The sequence below is a fragment of the Arthrobacter sp. AFG20 genome (genome assembly GCF_002892795.1).
In the GTDB taxonomy this organism is placed as follows: domain Bacteria; phylum Actinomycetota; class Actinomycetes; order Actinomycetales; family Micrococcaceae; genus Arthrobacter.
Window position 1 is genome coordinate 22,383 of record NZ_PJMC01000029.1, and the last position, 14,021, is coordinate 36,403.

At 63.7% G+C, this 14,021-nt stretch carries 14 protein-coding genes and 1 pseudogene; 6 read left to right on the plus strand and 9 right to left on the minus strand.

Going from position 1 to position 14,021, the window contains the following annotated elements; all coding sequences use genetic code 11:
- Positions 1-100: 100 nt before the first annotated feature.
- The 3 genes from coxB to CXZ05_RS21760 are packed head-to-tail and all read left to right on the plus strand — an operon-like array spanning position 101 to position 3,103.
- Entirely contained in the window at positions 101-973 is an 873-nt protein-coding gene (gene coxB, locus CXZ05_RS21750; RefSeq protein ID WP_102974538.1) for a cytochrome c oxidase subunit II, read from the plus strand.
- A 10-nt stretch (positions 974-983) separates the two neighbouring features.
- The gene (ctaD, locus tag CXZ05_RS21755) at positions 984-2,705 is read left to right on the plus strand and encodes a cytochrome c oxidase subunit I (RefSeq protein WP_102974539.1); all 1,722 of its coding nucleotides are present in this window, start codon (positions 984-986) and stop codon (positions 2,703-2,705) included.
- Entirely contained in the window at positions 2,702-3,103 is a 402-nt protein-coding gene (locus CXZ05_RS21760; protein ID WP_102974540.1) for a cytochrome c oxidase subunit 4, read from the plus strand. Before ctaD ends, CXZ05_RS21760 begins: the two co-directional genes overlap by 4 nt.
- A gap of 80 nt (positions 3,104-3,183) precedes the next feature.
- On the opposite strand, the gene CXZ05_RS21765 is transcribed toward CXZ05_RS21760, so the two are convergent.
- Positions 3,184-3,477: an HPr family phosphocarrier protein gene (locus tag CXZ05_RS21765; protein ID WP_102974541.1), complete on the minus strand. Its 294-nt coding sequence runs from the start codon at positions 3,475-3,477 to the stop codon at positions 3,184-3,186.
- Between the two features lie 181 nt (positions 3,478-3,658).
- On the opposite strand from CXZ05_RS21765, the gene CXZ05_RS21770 reads away from it, so the two are divergent.
- Positions 3,659-4,450, plus strand: coding sequence for a GntR family transcriptional regulator (locus CXZ05_RS21770; protein WP_102974542.1), 792 nt, complete (start codon positions 3,659-3,661; stop codon positions 4,448-4,450).
- Between the two features lie 127 nt (positions 4,451-4,577).
- Here the strand turns inward: CXZ05_RS21770 and CXZ05_RS21775 are convergent, their stop codons facing one another.
- From CXZ05_RS21775 to CXZ05_RS21790, 4 genes are all read right to left on the minus strand, one after another.
- A complete protein-coding gene (locus CXZ05_RS21775; protein WP_102974543.1) occupies positions 4,578-6,248 on the minus strand; it encodes a ubiquinol-cytochrome c reductase cytochrome b subunit in 1,671 nt (556 codons plus the stop codon).
- Complete coding sequence (locus CXZ05_RS21780) at positions 6,226-7,296, minus strand: ubiquinol-cytochrome c reductase iron-sulfur subunit (RefSeq protein WP_102974544.1); 1,071 nt, start codon at positions 7,294-7,296, stop codon at positions 6,226-6,228. The genes CXZ05_RS21775 and CXZ05_RS21780 overlap by 23 nt, the downstream gene beginning before the upstream one ends.
- A 100-nt stretch (positions 7,297-7,396) precedes the next feature.
- The gene (locus tag CXZ05_RS21785) at positions 7,397-8,185 is read right to left on the minus strand and encodes a c-type cytochrome (RefSeq protein WP_102974545.1); all 789 of its coding nucleotides are present in this window, start codon (positions 8,183-8,185) and stop codon (positions 7,397-7,399) included.
- 88 nt (positions 8,186-8,273) lie between these two features.
- A complete protein-coding gene (locus CXZ05_RS21790) occupies positions 8,274-8,948 on the minus strand; it encodes a heme-copper oxidase subunit III (RefSeq protein WP_223256984.1) in 675 nt (224 codons plus the stop codon).
- Between the two features lie 112 nt (positions 8,949-9,060).
- On the opposite strand from CXZ05_RS21790, the gene trpD reads away from it, so the two are divergent.
- On the plus strand, positions 9,061-10,119 hold the full coding sequence (gene trpD / locus CXZ05_RS21795) for an anthranilate phosphoribosyltransferase (RefSeq protein WP_102974547.1): 1,059 nt from the start codon (positions 9,061-9,063) through the stop codon (positions 10,117-10,119).
- 92 nt (positions 10,120-10,211) lie between these two features.
- Here the strand turns inward: trpD and CXZ05_RS21800 are convergent, their stop codons facing one another.
- Together CXZ05_RS21800 and CXZ05_RS21805 are read right to left on the minus strand one after the other, a co-directional pair.
- On the minus strand, positions 10,212-10,493 hold the full coding sequence (locus tag CXZ05_RS21800) for an Lrp/AsnC family transcriptional regulator (protein WP_102974548.1): 282 nt from the start codon (positions 10,491-10,493) through the stop codon (positions 10,212-10,214).
- A gap of 63 nt (positions 10,494-10,556) precedes the next feature.
- Positions 10,557-10,967 carry a DUF3054 domain-containing protein gene (locus tag CXZ05_RS21805; RefSeq protein ID WP_102974549.1) on the minus strand — a complete coding sequence of 137 codons (411 nt, stop codon included), beginning with the start codon at positions 10,965-10,967 and terminating at the stop codon, positions 10,557-10,559.
- 98 nt (positions 10,968-11,065) lie between these two features.
- Between CXZ05_RS21805 and CXZ05_RS21810 the strand changes: the two genes are divergently transcribed.
- Positions 11,066-11,449 (plus strand): VOC family protein, encoded by a 384-nt coding sequence (locus tag CXZ05_RS21810; RefSeq protein WP_102974550.1) that lies wholly within the window; start codon positions 11,066-11,068, stop codon positions 11,447-11,449.
- 118 nt (positions 11,450-11,567) lie between these two features.
- Here the strand turns inward: CXZ05_RS21810 and CXZ05_RS21815 are convergent, their stop codons facing one another.
- Positions 11,568-13,232 (minus strand): thiamine pyrophosphate-dependent enzyme, encoded by a 1,665-nt coding sequence (locus tag CXZ05_RS21815; RefSeq protein WP_374754685.1) that lies wholly within the window; start codon positions 13,230-13,232, stop codon positions 11,568-11,570.
- 147 nt (positions 13,233-13,379) lie between these two features.
- Positions 13,380-14,021 (minus strand): annotated as a pseudogene (locus tag CXZ05_RS21820) (amino acid permease); the annotation flags it as partial.

Genomic DNA, 14,021 nt, shown 5'->3' on the forward strand with positions numbered 1-14,021 from the left:
TGCGGGGAGCGGTAAGCTCTACACCGAGTAGTAAAACTTTTAGTGTGCCCGGGAAGCTTTTTGCCGACCTGGCAACAGCAACAAGTAGGAAGGGCCGTCTGTGAGTTCGCAGAACCGAACCGGCAGCCGACGCAAAACGATCACTACGATCACTGGCTTGGCAACTGCCGGCGCGTTGGTTTTGACTGGATGTTCGCCAGAGGTAGAGAAGGGGTGGCTGCCCACCGAGCGTGGCACCACCAATCACACTGACCGCATCATGGACCTCTGGGTCAACTCATGGATTGCCGCCCTCGTGGTGGGCATCATCACGTGGGGCCTGATCGTCTGGTGCCTCGTGGCCTACCGCCGCCGCAAGGGCACCGTGGGTTTCCCGCGGCAGACCAGCTTCAACCTGCCCCTTGAGGTCTTCTACCTGACGATCCCGCTCTTCATGGTCCTGGTGTTCTTCTACTTCACCGACCGTGACCAGCAGGCGATCGATGACCGCTCGCAGCCCGCCGACGTCGTAGTGGACGTCCGCGGCAAGCAGTGGGCCTGGGACTTTAACTACAAAAAGGGCGACGTCGTCACCGAGGACCTCCACGAGGCCGGCGTTCAGGCGCACCTGACGGGTGAAGCGATCAACAAGGACAAGCTCCCCACGCTGTACCTGCCCGTCAACAAGTCCGTTGACCTGGAACTGAACTCGCGCGACGTCATCCACTCCTTCTGGGTTCCTGCATTCCTGCAGAAGAGGGACATGATCCCGGGCAAGACCAACTACATCCGGTTCACCCCCACCAAAGAGGGCACCTACGACGGCAAGTGCGCCGAGCTCTGCGGTGAGTACCACTCCGAAATGCTGTTCCGCGTCAAGGTTGTTTCCGAGTCCGAATTCCAGGCTCACATGAACCAGCTGCGCCAGGACGGCAACACGGGCCTGCTCGGCGAAGAGTATGACCGCAACCCGAACCTGAACGTTACGAAGTAAGGGAAGCGAAGTGGCTACTTACACCCAGACCCCCGGGATCCTTGAGGCTCCCGTAGTTCCCAAATCCAAGGGGCGCATCGTCGTCAACTGGATCACCTCCACGGACCACAAGACCATCGGGTACATGTACCTGATCGCGTCCTTCGTGTTCTTCTGCTTCGGCGGCGTGATGGCCCTGCTCATCCGCGCCGAGCTCTTCGAACCCGGCATGCAGATCCTGCAGACCAAGGAACAGTACAACCAGCTGTTCACCATGCACGGCACGGTCATGCTGCTCATGTTCGCCACCCCGCTCTTTGCCGGCTTTGCGAACGTGATCATGCCCCTGCAGATCGGTGCACCGGACGTCGCGTTCCCGCGACTGAACGCTCTGGCCTTCTGGTTCTTCCTGTTCGGCTCAACGATTGCCGTATCCGGTTTCATCACCCCCCAGGGTGCTGCATCCTTCGGCTGGTTCGCCTACGCGCCGCTTTCCAACACCACCTTCAGCCCCGGCGTCGGCGGTGACCTCTGGGTCTTCGGCCTGGCACTGTCCGGCTTCGGCACCATCCTCGGCGCGGTCAACTTCATCACCACCATCATCTGCATGCGTGCCCCCGGCATGACCATGTGGCGCATGCCGATCTTCACCTGGAACACCCTCGTCACGGCCATCCTGGTCCTGATGGCGTTCCCGCCGCTGGCCGCAGCACTCTTCGCCCTCGGCGCGGACCGCCGCTTCGGTGCCCACATCTTCGACCCGGAGAACGGCGGCGCCGTCCTGTGGCAGCACCTGTTCTGGTTCTTCGGCCACCCCGAGGTGTACATCATCGCCCTGCCGTTCTTCGGCATCGTGTCCGAGATCTTCCCGGTCTTCAGCCGCAAACCGATCTTCGGCTACAAGGGCCTGGTCTATGCGACCATCGCGATCGCTGCCCTGTCAGTAACCGTGTGGGCGCACCACATGTACGTCACCGGCTCCGTGCTGCTGCCGTTCTTCTCCTTCATGACCATGCTCATCGCAGTCCCCACCGGCGTGAAGTTCTTCAACTGGATCGGCACCATGTGGCGCGGTTCCATCACCTTTGAGACCCCCATGCTGTGGAGCATCGGCTTCCTCATCACGTTCCTCTTCGGCGGCCTGACCGGCATCATCCTGGCCTCCCCGCCGCTGGACTTCCACGTCTCCGACTCCTACTTCGTGGTGGCGCACTTCCACTACGTGGTCTTCGGCACCGTGGTGTTCGCGATGTTCGCCGGCTTCTACTTCTGGTGGCCGAAGTGGACGGGCAAGATGCTCAACGAACGCCTCGGCAAGATCCACTTCTGGCTCCTGTTCCTGGGCTTCCACGGCACCTTCCTGATCCAGCACTGGCTCGGCGTCGAGGGCATGCCCCGCCGCTACGCCGACTACCTGGTGGAGGACAACTTCACCTGGATGAACCAGTTCTCCACCATTGCCTCGTTTGTCCTGGGTGCGTCTTTGATCCCGTTCTTCTGGAACGTGTACATCACCGCACGCAGCGCCGAGAAGGTTCAGGTTGACGATCCCTGGGGCTTTGGTGCCTCGCTGGAGTGGGCGACGTCCTGCCCGCCGCCGCGGCACAACTTCACGTCCCTGCCGCGCATCCGCTCGGAGCGTCCGGCCCTGGACCTGCACCACCCTGAGCTCTCCCAGTCACACACCGTTGAGTCGCCGGCACCTGCAGCAAGCGTGCTGGGCAACGCCGATCAGAAGGACACCGCGCAATGAGAATCGAGTCATGGATTTTTGGAGCAGGAGTTTTCTTCTTCGTTCCGGTTTCCATCATCTACGGCTTCCTCACCAACTGGTCTGAGTGGGTCGGCATCCTGGGCATCCTCCTGGTGGGCGGGCTGGCGGGCATGATCGGTGCCTACCTGGGCTTCACCGGCAAGCGCGTGGGCATGCGTCCCGAGGACCGTGCGGACGCCGAAATCCACGAAGGCGCCGGCGAGCAGGGCCACTTCAGCCCCTGGAGCTGGTGGCCGCTGGTCCTGGGCCTGTCCTGCGCCGCAGGATTCCTCGGCCTGGCCGTCGGCTTCTGGATCGTGTTCATCGCCGGCGGTATGGCGCTGGTGGCACTCGTGGGCTGGGTCTACGAATACAGCCGCGGAGACCACGCACACTAGCGTTTCTGTTTCATAGAACGACGGCGGGCCCCACCTTTTTGGTGGGGCCCGCCGTCGTTCTTCTTGTATCTAATCCCGCCCTAGCTGGCCTTCTGCGACGCCAGCAGCTCGACCAGACCCGACAGCGCCGCCTCCGCTTCACCCAGGCTCTTGCCCGCCGGCAGGGCTGATTCCTTGACTGCAAGTTCGACTTCGCAGCCGTAGTTGAAGTCGGCCGTCATGACCTCGAGCAGGGAACGGGCGTCGACCGCGTCAATGCCGTCTTTGCGGATGGTGACCGGTAACCCTGTCTCCGCAACCGCGCGGACGAACACCGCTGCCGGCCTGGCGTGCAGGCCGATGGCAGCAGAAACGATTGCCTTACGAACGGGCAATTGGACTCCTTCGTCTTGGACGGGATGGCACATTGGGGAAGCCTCCGTCGTCTTCGTATCAGTTCGCCTCTAAGAATATCGGCCCCTGCGCCGTCAATCTTCCCAGGGCCGGCCCTGGTCTAGACCTCTGCCGGATTGGCTTACCCTTGAACTGTGAGCATGTATTGCAGGACCCTCCGCCGTGGCGGCTAACGTGGCCGGCATTGCCGGTGAAATCGACAGGACCAGCGGGACGCCGATTTACGTCCAGCTCCGTGAGATCCTCAGGACCTACATCGCAACGTCCTGTCCGCCAGGCTCGGCGCTGCCCTCCGAGCGTGACCTGGCCGAACGTTTCAGTCTGGCCAGGATGACCGTCCGCCAGGCCATCGACGCCCTGGTGGGGGAGGAAGTCATCGAGCGGGTGGTCGGCCTGGGCACCTTCGTCCGGAAACCGAAGCTGGACCTCCAGGTCAAGCTGACCTCCTACAGCGAGGAGATGCAGCGCCGCGGCATGGTCCCGGCTGCCAAGGTGCTGAGCTTTGAGCAGATCGCCGCCAGCGCGTTCCTCGCCCGCGAACTTCAGCTGGAGGAAGGAACGCCCCTGGTGCGCTTCCGCCGCCTCCTGCTGGCCGATAACGAGCCAATGAGCGTGGATGAGAACTTCATCCCGGCACACCGGGTTCCGGGGCTGCTCGACGGCGAGCCGCCGACATCGCTGTACAACGTCCTCAGCGAACAGTTCGGCCTGGTCATGGAATGGGGCGAGGACATGATTGAGGCCACGGCTGCCTCGCCCTCCACCGCTCGGCTGCTCAACGTTGAAATCGGCGCGCCGCTGCTGAAGATCCAGCGGCATGCCTTCGTCGCCAGGTCGATGGTGGACTACTCGGTGTCCTACTACCGGGCAGACCGGTACAAACTGTGGGTGCCGCTGCAGCGGCCCGGCGTCCGGCCCACCCGCAACTACGCGTCGGGTTACCGGCAGCAGTAGCCTGGCTGGCCGGCGATTGCTTCAAAGACACAGCATCCCGTTTGGCAATCAGAATGCCCACACAGAAAAGGCCCGGTCCTGGTGGACCGGGCCTTTTCTGTGTGGTGCCTGGGTGAAGCGCTGTTGCCTAGTGGCTGAGGGTCCTCTGTCCCTCGCCGGCTTCAACAGCTTCGTGGTGCCCGTGGCCGGCTTCCAGCTCGGCGGGCGTTGCCGGGGCAACCCTGTCCTCGAAGAACCAGCGGGACAGCTTGGCGCGGCGGTTTTCCTTCCGGGTCACCACACCGTGCTCGTTCGGCTGAGCCGGCAGTGGTGCGGGCGACTCGAAGCCAACAAGCCTGTAGCGCTTGTACTCGTCGAGCGGAGCATGCACCTCAATGAACTCACCGTGCCGGAGGCGGACGATGCGTCCGGTCTCGCGGCCGTGGAGGGCGATTTCGCGGTCCTTGCGCTGCAGGGCCAGGGCCACACGCTTGGTGACCACGAACGCGATGACCGGTCCGATGAAGAACAGTGCACGCAGCCAGTACGTGACGTCGTTCAGTGCCACGTGGAAGTGCGTGGCGATGAGGTCCGAACCGGCGGCGGCCCACATGACGCTGTACCAGGTGAAGCCGGCTACACCGATCGCGGTACGCGTGGGAGCGTTCCGGGGACGGTCGAGCACGTGGTGCTCCCGGTTGTCCTTGGTGATCCAGCGCTCGATCCACGGGTAGGTGAACAGCACGGTAAAAATGATGCCAGCCGGAACAAGTGCCGGAAGCAGGACATTCAGCGTGAGGACGTGGCCAAAGATGATGTATTCGAAGTGGAAGTCGCTGACCACACCGGGCATCAGGCGCAGGGCACCGTCGACGAAGCCGATGTACCAGTCAGGCTGGGTGCCTGCGGACACGGGGGAGGGATCGTACGGGCCGTAGTTCCAGATCGGGTTGATGGTGAAGAACCCGGCCATGAGCGCAATGACACCGAAGACGATGAAGAAGAATCCGCCGGCCTTTGCAGCATAGACCGGTCCGAGGGGGTAGCCGACGACGTTGCGGTCGTTGCGTCCCGGGCCGGGGTACTGCGTGTGCTTGTGGACAACCACCATGAAGAGGTGCACGACGATCATGAGCAGGATCAGTGCCGGCACGAGCAGGATGTGCAGCGTGAAGAGGCGGCTGATGATGACCGTGCCGGGGAACTCTCCACCGAACAGGAAGAAGGAGATGTAGGTGCCGATCACGGGGATCGACTTGATGACGCCGTCGATGATGCGCAGGCCGTTACCGGACAGCAGGTCATCGGGGAGCGAGTAACCGGTGAAGCCGGCAGCCATGGCCAGGATCAGCAGGACACCGCCCACCACCCAGTTCATTTCGCGGGGCTTGCGGAACGCACCGGTGAAGAACACCCGGAGCATGTGCACGGCCACGGAGGCCACGAACAGCAGCGCTGCCCAGTGGTGGACCTGACGCATGAACAGGCCGCCGCGGACATCGAAGGAGATATCCAGCGAGGAGCTGTAGGCGACGGACATTTCGACGTTCTTCAGCGGCGTGTAGGAGCCGGCGTAGTGCGTCTCGGCCATCGACGGATCGAAGAAGAACGTCAGGAACGTTCCCGACAGGAGCAGGATGACGAAGGAGTACAGCGCCACCTCGCCAAACATGAAGGACCAGTGGTCCGGGAATACCTTGCGGCCGAATTCGCGGAGGATTCCGGATCCGCCGACGCGCTCGTCGACGAAGTCAGTAAAGCGTCCGACTTTGGTGTTGGCTACGTAGGCGGGGGCTTCAGCTGTTGATGCTGCGCTCATGCTCATCACGCTCCCAGTAACTTGGTCCTACAGGTTCGTTGAAGTCGCTGGTGGCGACCAGGTAGCCCTCATCGTCAACTGCGATGGGCAGCTGGGGGAGCGGGCGGCTGGCGGGGCCAAAGATAACCTTGCATTCCTGGGTCAGGTCGAAGGTTGACTGGTGGCACGGGCACAGCAGGTGGTGCGTCTGCTGCTCGTAGAGGGCAACAGGGCAACCGACATGGGTGCAGATCTTGGAGTAGGCGACGATGCCGTTGTAGCCCCAGTTTTCGCGTCCCGCGGACGGGTTAAGCGAGGCCGGGTCGAGACGCATCAGCAGAACGACGGCCTTGGCCTTCTCGTTGAGCTTGCCTTCGTGCAGTTCATTGAGGCCTTCCGGGATGACGTGGAAGGCGGAACCGATGGTGACGTCCGAGGCCTTGATGGGGGTTCCATCGGGGTCGCGGGTGAGGCGCTTGAGCTTGCCATCCGTCGGGGCCCACATGGTGTGCGCCAGCTTGTCGTCCGGGCGCGGTCCCAGGTCGCCGAAGACGGCGAGGGCCGGCAGGGGTGCCAATGCCACGGCGCCCAGCAGGGTGTTCCGGATGAGGGGACGGCGCTTGATGCCCGTTTCCTCAACGATGTCGTCAACGATGCGGACCGCAGCCTGGCGGTCGTCCTCGGTGCGGATCGCGTGGCGTTCCTCGGAGACTTCGTGGTCCGGCATCAGGGCCTTGGCCCAGTGCACGATGCCGGTGCCGATGCCAAGCATGGCGAACGCTGTGCCAACGCCGAGCAGCGCATTCTGCAGCCGGATGGTGGCAATGCTTGAGTCGTCTCCCAGGTCGATGGCGAAGTACGCCACCAGGAAGATCACGGTGCCAACAACTGAGGTTGCGAAGAGAGCGGCAACCTGCCGTTCTGCCCGCTTGGCGGCCTTCGGGTCCGTGTCAGCCAGGCGCAAGCGGTGCGGGGGAAGTCCAGGATCCTGGAATTTCTCCACCTCATGCTGACCAGCCGTAGCTACGGTGCCCGAGTGGTTCGGACTGCCGTCACTATGGTTGCCCATGATTCGCCTCATCCTTCTCTCGTCTCGGCCTTCGCCGAGTTATGTTCAGTTCCAAACCTGCTGTGCAATCAGCAGGACGTTCTTGTTGTGCCTGGTTTGGCTAGGACGTCCGGGACGTCAGCCAGATGGTGAAAGCGATGATGACGCCCAGGCCGGCGATCCACACGAACAGGCCCTCAGAAACAGGACCAAGTGCGCCCAGGTCTGCGCCGCCCGGGGAACCATTGGCTTCAATCTGCTTCAGGAAGGTGATGATGTCGCGCTTGCCTTCGGGGGAGATGTTCGAGTCGTTGAACACCGGCATGTTCTGCGGTCCGGTGGCCATTGCTTCGTAGATGTGCTTGCCGGTGACGTCGGCCAGGGCCGGGGCGAACTTACCGCGGGTGAGTGCACCGCCGGCTGCTGCAGCGTTGTGGCACATGGCGCAATTCACGCGGAACAGCTCGCCACCTTCGGCGGCGTTGCCCTTCTCATCCAGCAATTCCTCGGCGGGGATGGCCGGACCCGCACCCAGCGACGCGACGTACGCGGCCAGCTGGTGGGTCTGGGTGTCGTTGAATTGGGCAGGCTTCTTGTAGGCCTGGGGGCCGTTCATCTGCATGGGCATGCGGCCGGTGCCGACCTGGAAGTCAACAGCGGCGGCGCCGACGCCAACCAGTGAGGGACCGTCCTGCGTTCCGCTGGCACCCATGCCATGGCAGGTGGCGCAGTTGGCTTCGAAGAGCTTCTCGCCTTCCTGTGTATCGCTGGCGGTGAACTCTGCAGTGCTGGCTTTGGCCTCGTTGACGGTGGTGGCAACGGCGTACAGCCCACCAGTGAGGAGGAGGCCCATCAACAGCAGGGCTATTGCTGCCAGTGGGTGACGTCGCTTCTGCGAGAGTGCCTTCACGTGGTGGTTCCTTTATTCGATCGTGCGTCGGCTCCGTGAGCCGCTTCTTAGAATTCGTCCTCTTGGGTAAGAGGGAGAAAAGTCTGGGTTACTGGAGTACGTAGATGACCAGGAAGAGGCCAATCCACACGACGTCCACGAAGTGCCAGTAGTAGGAGGTGACAATCGCCGAGGTCGCCTCGAAGTGACCGAACTTCTTCGCGGCGAAGGAGCGGCCCATGATGAGGAGGAAGGCGACCAGACCGCCGATGACGTGCAGGCCGTGGAAGCCGGTGGTCATGTAGAAGGCAGATCCATAGGCATTGGAGGACAGCGACACGTGCTCCGAGACCAGCATGGCGTATTCCGTGGTCTGGCCGGCAACGAAGAAGGCGCCCATGAGGAAGGTCAGAGTGAACCATTCGTTCATGCCCCAACGGGTGAACTGAAGGGGTCCGCCGCTGCGTCGCGGCTGGAGCCTTTCGGCGGCGAATACGCCCATCTGGCAAGTGAAGGAACTTGCCACGAGGACGATGGTGTTAACGAGCGCAAAGGGGAAGTTGAGCTTGGCCGTCTCTTCCGCCCACATCTGGCCGGAGGTGGACCGGAGTGTGAAGTACATGGCGAAGAGACCGGCGAAGAACATCAACTCGCTGGAGAGCCAGACTACGGTCCCGACGGAGACCATATTCGGGCGGTTCAGCGTGGGGTGCGCGGGGGTACTGGGGGCATGGGTCGCAGATGTCACATAGACATTATGTCTATAAAACTCCGGCTTGCCCAACGCAAACCGCCTTTTGCGGAGACTTTTTCTACAAAGACGCGAAATCGCGCGGAAAAGTTCCCGGAGACGTTCATATTGGTCTTTGCGACGGGCACCTCGATAGCATCAGGAGGTGACTTCACAGGTATCGGTACCGGCGGCAGGCAACACCTGGCCGCGCCTCATCTCGGCACTGTTGAACGGCGAACACCTGAGCGCGGACAGTACGGCGTGGGCCATGGACACCATCATGTCGGGGGCCGCCACACCCGTCCAGATCGCCGGTTTTCTGGTGGCGCTGCGCGCCAAGGGCGAGACGGTGGAGGAGATCGCCGGTCTCGTCGACGCTATGGTGTCCCATGCCAATCCGATCTCCATCAGCGGCGAAAAGCTGGACATCGTGGGCACCGGTGGTGACCAACTCAACACGGTCAACATCTCCACCATGGCCGCTCTGGTCTGTGCCGGAGCGGGCGCAAAGGTGGTTAAGCACGGAAACCGTGCGGCGTCGTCGTCGTCGGGGTCAGCGGACGTCCTGGAAGCGCTGGGGGTGCGGCTCGACCTCCCCATAGCCGACGTTGCCCGGAACGCGGAGGAAGCGGGCATCACCTTCTGCTTCGCCCAGGTTTTCCACCCTTCCTTCCGCCACACCGCGGTGCCCCGGCGCGAACTCGCGATCCCCACAGCCTTCAACTTCCTCGGCCCCCTCACCAACCCCGCCCGGGTGCAGGCCTCCGCAGTAGGCGTGGCGAACGCCCGCATGGCGCCGCTCGTGGCCGGCGTCCTGGCGCGTCGCGGCAGCCGGGGCCTGGTATTCCGGGGCAGCGACGGCCTGGACGAACTGACCACCACCGGGCCGTCAACCGTGTGGGAGATCCGCGGCGGCGAAGTGACAGAGCAGACTTTCTCGCCCCGAGACCTGGGGATCCGTCAGGCGACTGTCGATCAGCTCCGCGGTGGTGACGCACAGGCGAATGCCGCCGTCGTCCGCAATGTCCTGGCCGGGGAAACCGGGCCGGTCCGGGACGCGGTCCTGTTGAACGCGGCGGCCGGCCTGGTGGCGTACGACCTTCAGGCTGACGGTCCGCTCACTGACCGCATGAAGCTTGCCCTTGACCGCGCCGCGGAATCCATCGGCTCCGGCGCGGCCGCTGCTGTGCTTGAGAAGTGGGTCAGCCTCTCGCGGGCCTAGAGCTCGGAACAGTCCCAATGCATCAACGACGGAGGGGCCAGGCACGTGCACGTGCCTGGCCCCTCCGTCGTTAGTAAACGATTAGGGGACGGCTATTCCTCGAACCCCAGCGCGAAGGCGGCATCGAGGTCGTGCTGTGAGTAGGCCCGGAAGGCGATATGGGTGGTGGTGTGCATGACGGCGGGCACCTTGGACAGCTTGTCGGCGATGACGTCCGCGAGGTCTTCGTGCTGAGCCACGCGTGCCACGGCGATCAGGTCCCATTCCCCGGTCACGGAGTAAACCTCGCTGATGCCCTCCATGGCGGAAATTTCCTCGGCCGTCTCGGGGATGCGCGAGGCGTCTGTCTTGATCAGGACGAATGCGGTGATCACTGTGAACCCTTCCGGATCTGTTGAGCTGTGCTGCCAGCCTATTACATGGCCGCCCCGCAGGAGTCAGGCGCGGCGGCGTGCGCGCAGGCGGAGGACTATGGCCACAATGAGGCGGTAGCCGAGGAGGAACACCGCCAGGCTCAGCAGGGCCACGATCACAAACGGCAGGACCACGGTTTGTCCTGTGAGCGCGCGCAGCGCCATTCCGATGGCCACCGTGCCGAGCCAGACAGCCACCCCGGCCGGCCACAGCGCCAGGGGCCGCCGCCAGACCCGCAGCAGCAGCCAGGCGACGGCTGCGCCGGCCAGGAATGGCCAGGCCGTGGCCAGGATTCCCGCTACTGATTCACCCCGCGCATGGGCGTCGCGGCCGATGGCGGCGAAGGTCAGGATGAGGATGAGATCGGCCGCAGCTGCAGCGGCCGCCGGGGCCGGAACCGCCCGTGTTCCGAAACGGTCTGTCGTGGAAGGCATGCTTCCGAGCCTATCCGTTTTTGGCAGGGCTTGCCCCGACGGGAATATGCCGTAACGATGTCAGCCAGAACCAATGTGCACGGCTTGAAGGAGTCCAGGTGTTGCTCATCCAGATCGCGCAGCATGCGGAGGACCTTGACCGGGCGGCGGAGTTCTACTCCGCCTTGCTGGGCACCGCTCCGTCGGCGGTCTTCGAGCCGCCGGGACTGCTGTTCTTCGATCTCGATGGCGTTCGGCTCCTGCTGGAGCGGGGAGCGCCGTCGTCGGTAATCTACCTTAACGTCCCGGACGTGCGGTCACGCGTGGCGGAACTGGAGGCCGCGGGAGTGGAGGTGCTCGGTGCGCCGCACGTGATCTTCCACCACGACGATGCGCGGCTCGGCCCGGCGGGTACGGATGAATGGATGGCATTCATCAGGGACAGTGAAGGAAACACCGTCGGCCTGGTGAGCCACACGTCCGGCGACGGTCCGCCCGCCTGAGAATGCCGGCCCCCCAAGAACCCAAGGTTTTCCCAAGAAAGCGTCAGTACCCTGTGGGCGGGTATGAAAAGTTCTCCGGGGGACGACGGCGGGAGGTCCCGCCGTCGTCCGTTGTCTGTCAGCCGGTCGCCTGGTAGGCCTTGACCCGCTGTTCCACCACGAGGTGAATGAGGGCGAAGACGCCGTCCTTTTCGATGGCGGCCAACGCCCTGTCCAGGGCGGCCGGAACGTCCTTGTCCTCGGTAACTGTGATGCCGAAGCCGCCAAAGGCCGTGGCCATCATGCCGAAGTCCGGATTCTTCAGCTGGGTGCCTGACACGCGTTCGGGATAGTGCCGCTCCTGATGGGTGCGGATGGTGCCGTACTCCTGGTTGTCCATGACGATGACCAGCGGCGTGGCACCGTACTGGGCGGCGGTGGCGAGCTCCTGGCCGTTCATAAGGAACTCCCCGTCGCCGGCAATTGTGACCACGCGGCGCCGCGGTTCAGCAAGTGACGCCGCGACGGCGGAGGGGATGGAATAGCCCATGGAGCCGTTCCGGGCGCTGATCATTGAGGCGTACCGGCGGGTGGGGAAGTACCGGTGGGCCCAGTTGGTGTGCTCGCCCGCCCCGAACGTCACCAGAGCATCCTCCGGCAGCGTGGGGACCAGGTGTGCCATTAAGGTGTCCATCCTGGCCGGGCCCGGAGTGGGAGTGGATGGTGGGAGCGCAGCGAACGACTCCTGCTCTGCCCTCATTTGGCCTGTCCAGGTCTTCCACTCCTCCTTCACCTGCAGATCTATGCCGGCCAGGTCGCGGACGAAGGCCTCGGGCTTCGCCAGGATCTGCCGCGAGACGGGACCCGAACGGCCGCGCAGTGAGGGGTCGATGGTGACCAGGAAGTTCTTCTTGCTCCAGTCCTGCCGGCAGACGAATCCGTCCGTAATCACGTCTCCCGGGACAGTGCCCACAAAGACGAGAAGGTCGGTTTCCTCGAGCAGGTCGTAGGTGGGGCGCGGGCGGCCGTACCCGATGGGGCCCACATAGGACGGGGAGTCAAAGGAGACTGTTCCCTGGGTGCGCCATTCAGCGGCGGCGGGAATCCGGTGCCGCTCCAGCCAGGCGGTCAGCTGGTCAGCTGCGGACTGGGTCCAGTCGTTGCCGCCCGTCACGAAAAGCGGCTTCTTGGACGAGGCCAGCGCAGCCTTGAGTGCCTCGACGTCGTTGCTGCTCATGCCGCCGTGCGCCACCGGGATGGCCGGGTGCAGCGTCGGATCAATCAGGTCCCGGAGGATGTCCTCCGGCAGGCCCACCACCACCGGCCCCGGCCTGCCGCTCATGGCGGCAAACATGGCTTCAGCCACGATTTCGGATGCCCGCTCCGCGTGGTCAAGGACCATGACGCGTTTGGCACCGGTATCGAACCAGGCTTTGATGTCGAACTCCTGGAACGCCTCGCGGTCCCGGTGCGCGAACGGGATGAGGCCCACGAACAGCAGCATCGGCGTCGAGTCCTGCCAGGCCGTGTGCAGCCCCACGTGCGCGTTGGCTGCGCCGGGTCCACGTGTGACCATCGCCACCCCGGGTCGCTGGTTCAATTTTCCGTCGGCCTCCGCCATGTACGCCGCCCCGCCCTCGTGCCGGCACACAATCGTTTCAATATCGGAGCGGTGCAAGCCGTCCAGGACGTCAAGGAAGCTTTCACCGGGAACCACATAGGTGCGTTCCACGCCATGGGCCGCGAGCGAATCAACGATCACGTGCCCCGCGGATTTCAGGATCGGGCGCGGCGCTGCAGGCACGCTCTCGCAGCCAGTCTGCGGGAGCTCTTGTTCCTGGCTTCTCCCAAGTTGGGGGCGGATGTCGGTTGCGGTCAAGGTGGATTGAGACTCTGTTGTCATGTGCTTTCTTTGGCTATTCGGCGGGTGGGCGTTTGTAGCTGTGGATCTTTATCTGATGGGCGTCGGGTTGGCGATGACGGGGGACATGCCGGTGAAGCCTTCTCGGGCTTCGGCGATTTCGTGGATGCGTTTGCGGCAGGCGTACCAGCCGGCGACCATGAGGGCGATGGCGATGAGGGTGACCAGGAGTGTGAGTGGTGAGTCGATGAAGACCATGACGAGCACGCCGAGGAGGAAGAGCAGGGAGAGGTAGCCGGTGTAGGGTGCGCCGAACATCCGGAATGAGGGGCGTTTGAGCCAGCCTTTGTCTGCCCAGCGTTTGAGTTGGATCTGGCACAGGACGATGGTGGCCCAGGTGACGATGATGCCTACGGAGGCGATGTTCAGGACGATCTCGAAGGCTTGGGACGGGACGAGGTAGTTCAGCGGGACGCCGAGCAGGGAGACGCCGGCGGTGATGGCGATGCCGCCGTAGGGGACGCCGGCTTTGTTCATGCGCTGGGCGAACTTGGGGGCGGAGCCGGCGACGGACATGGAGCGCAGGATGCGGCCGGTGGAGTAGAGGCCGGCGTTGAGGGAGGACAGGGCGGCGGTGAGGACGACGAGGTTCATGATGACGTCCACGCCCTGGATGCCGATGGAGCCGAAGAATGTCACGAAGGGGCTGACGCCCTTTTGGTAGGAGGTGAA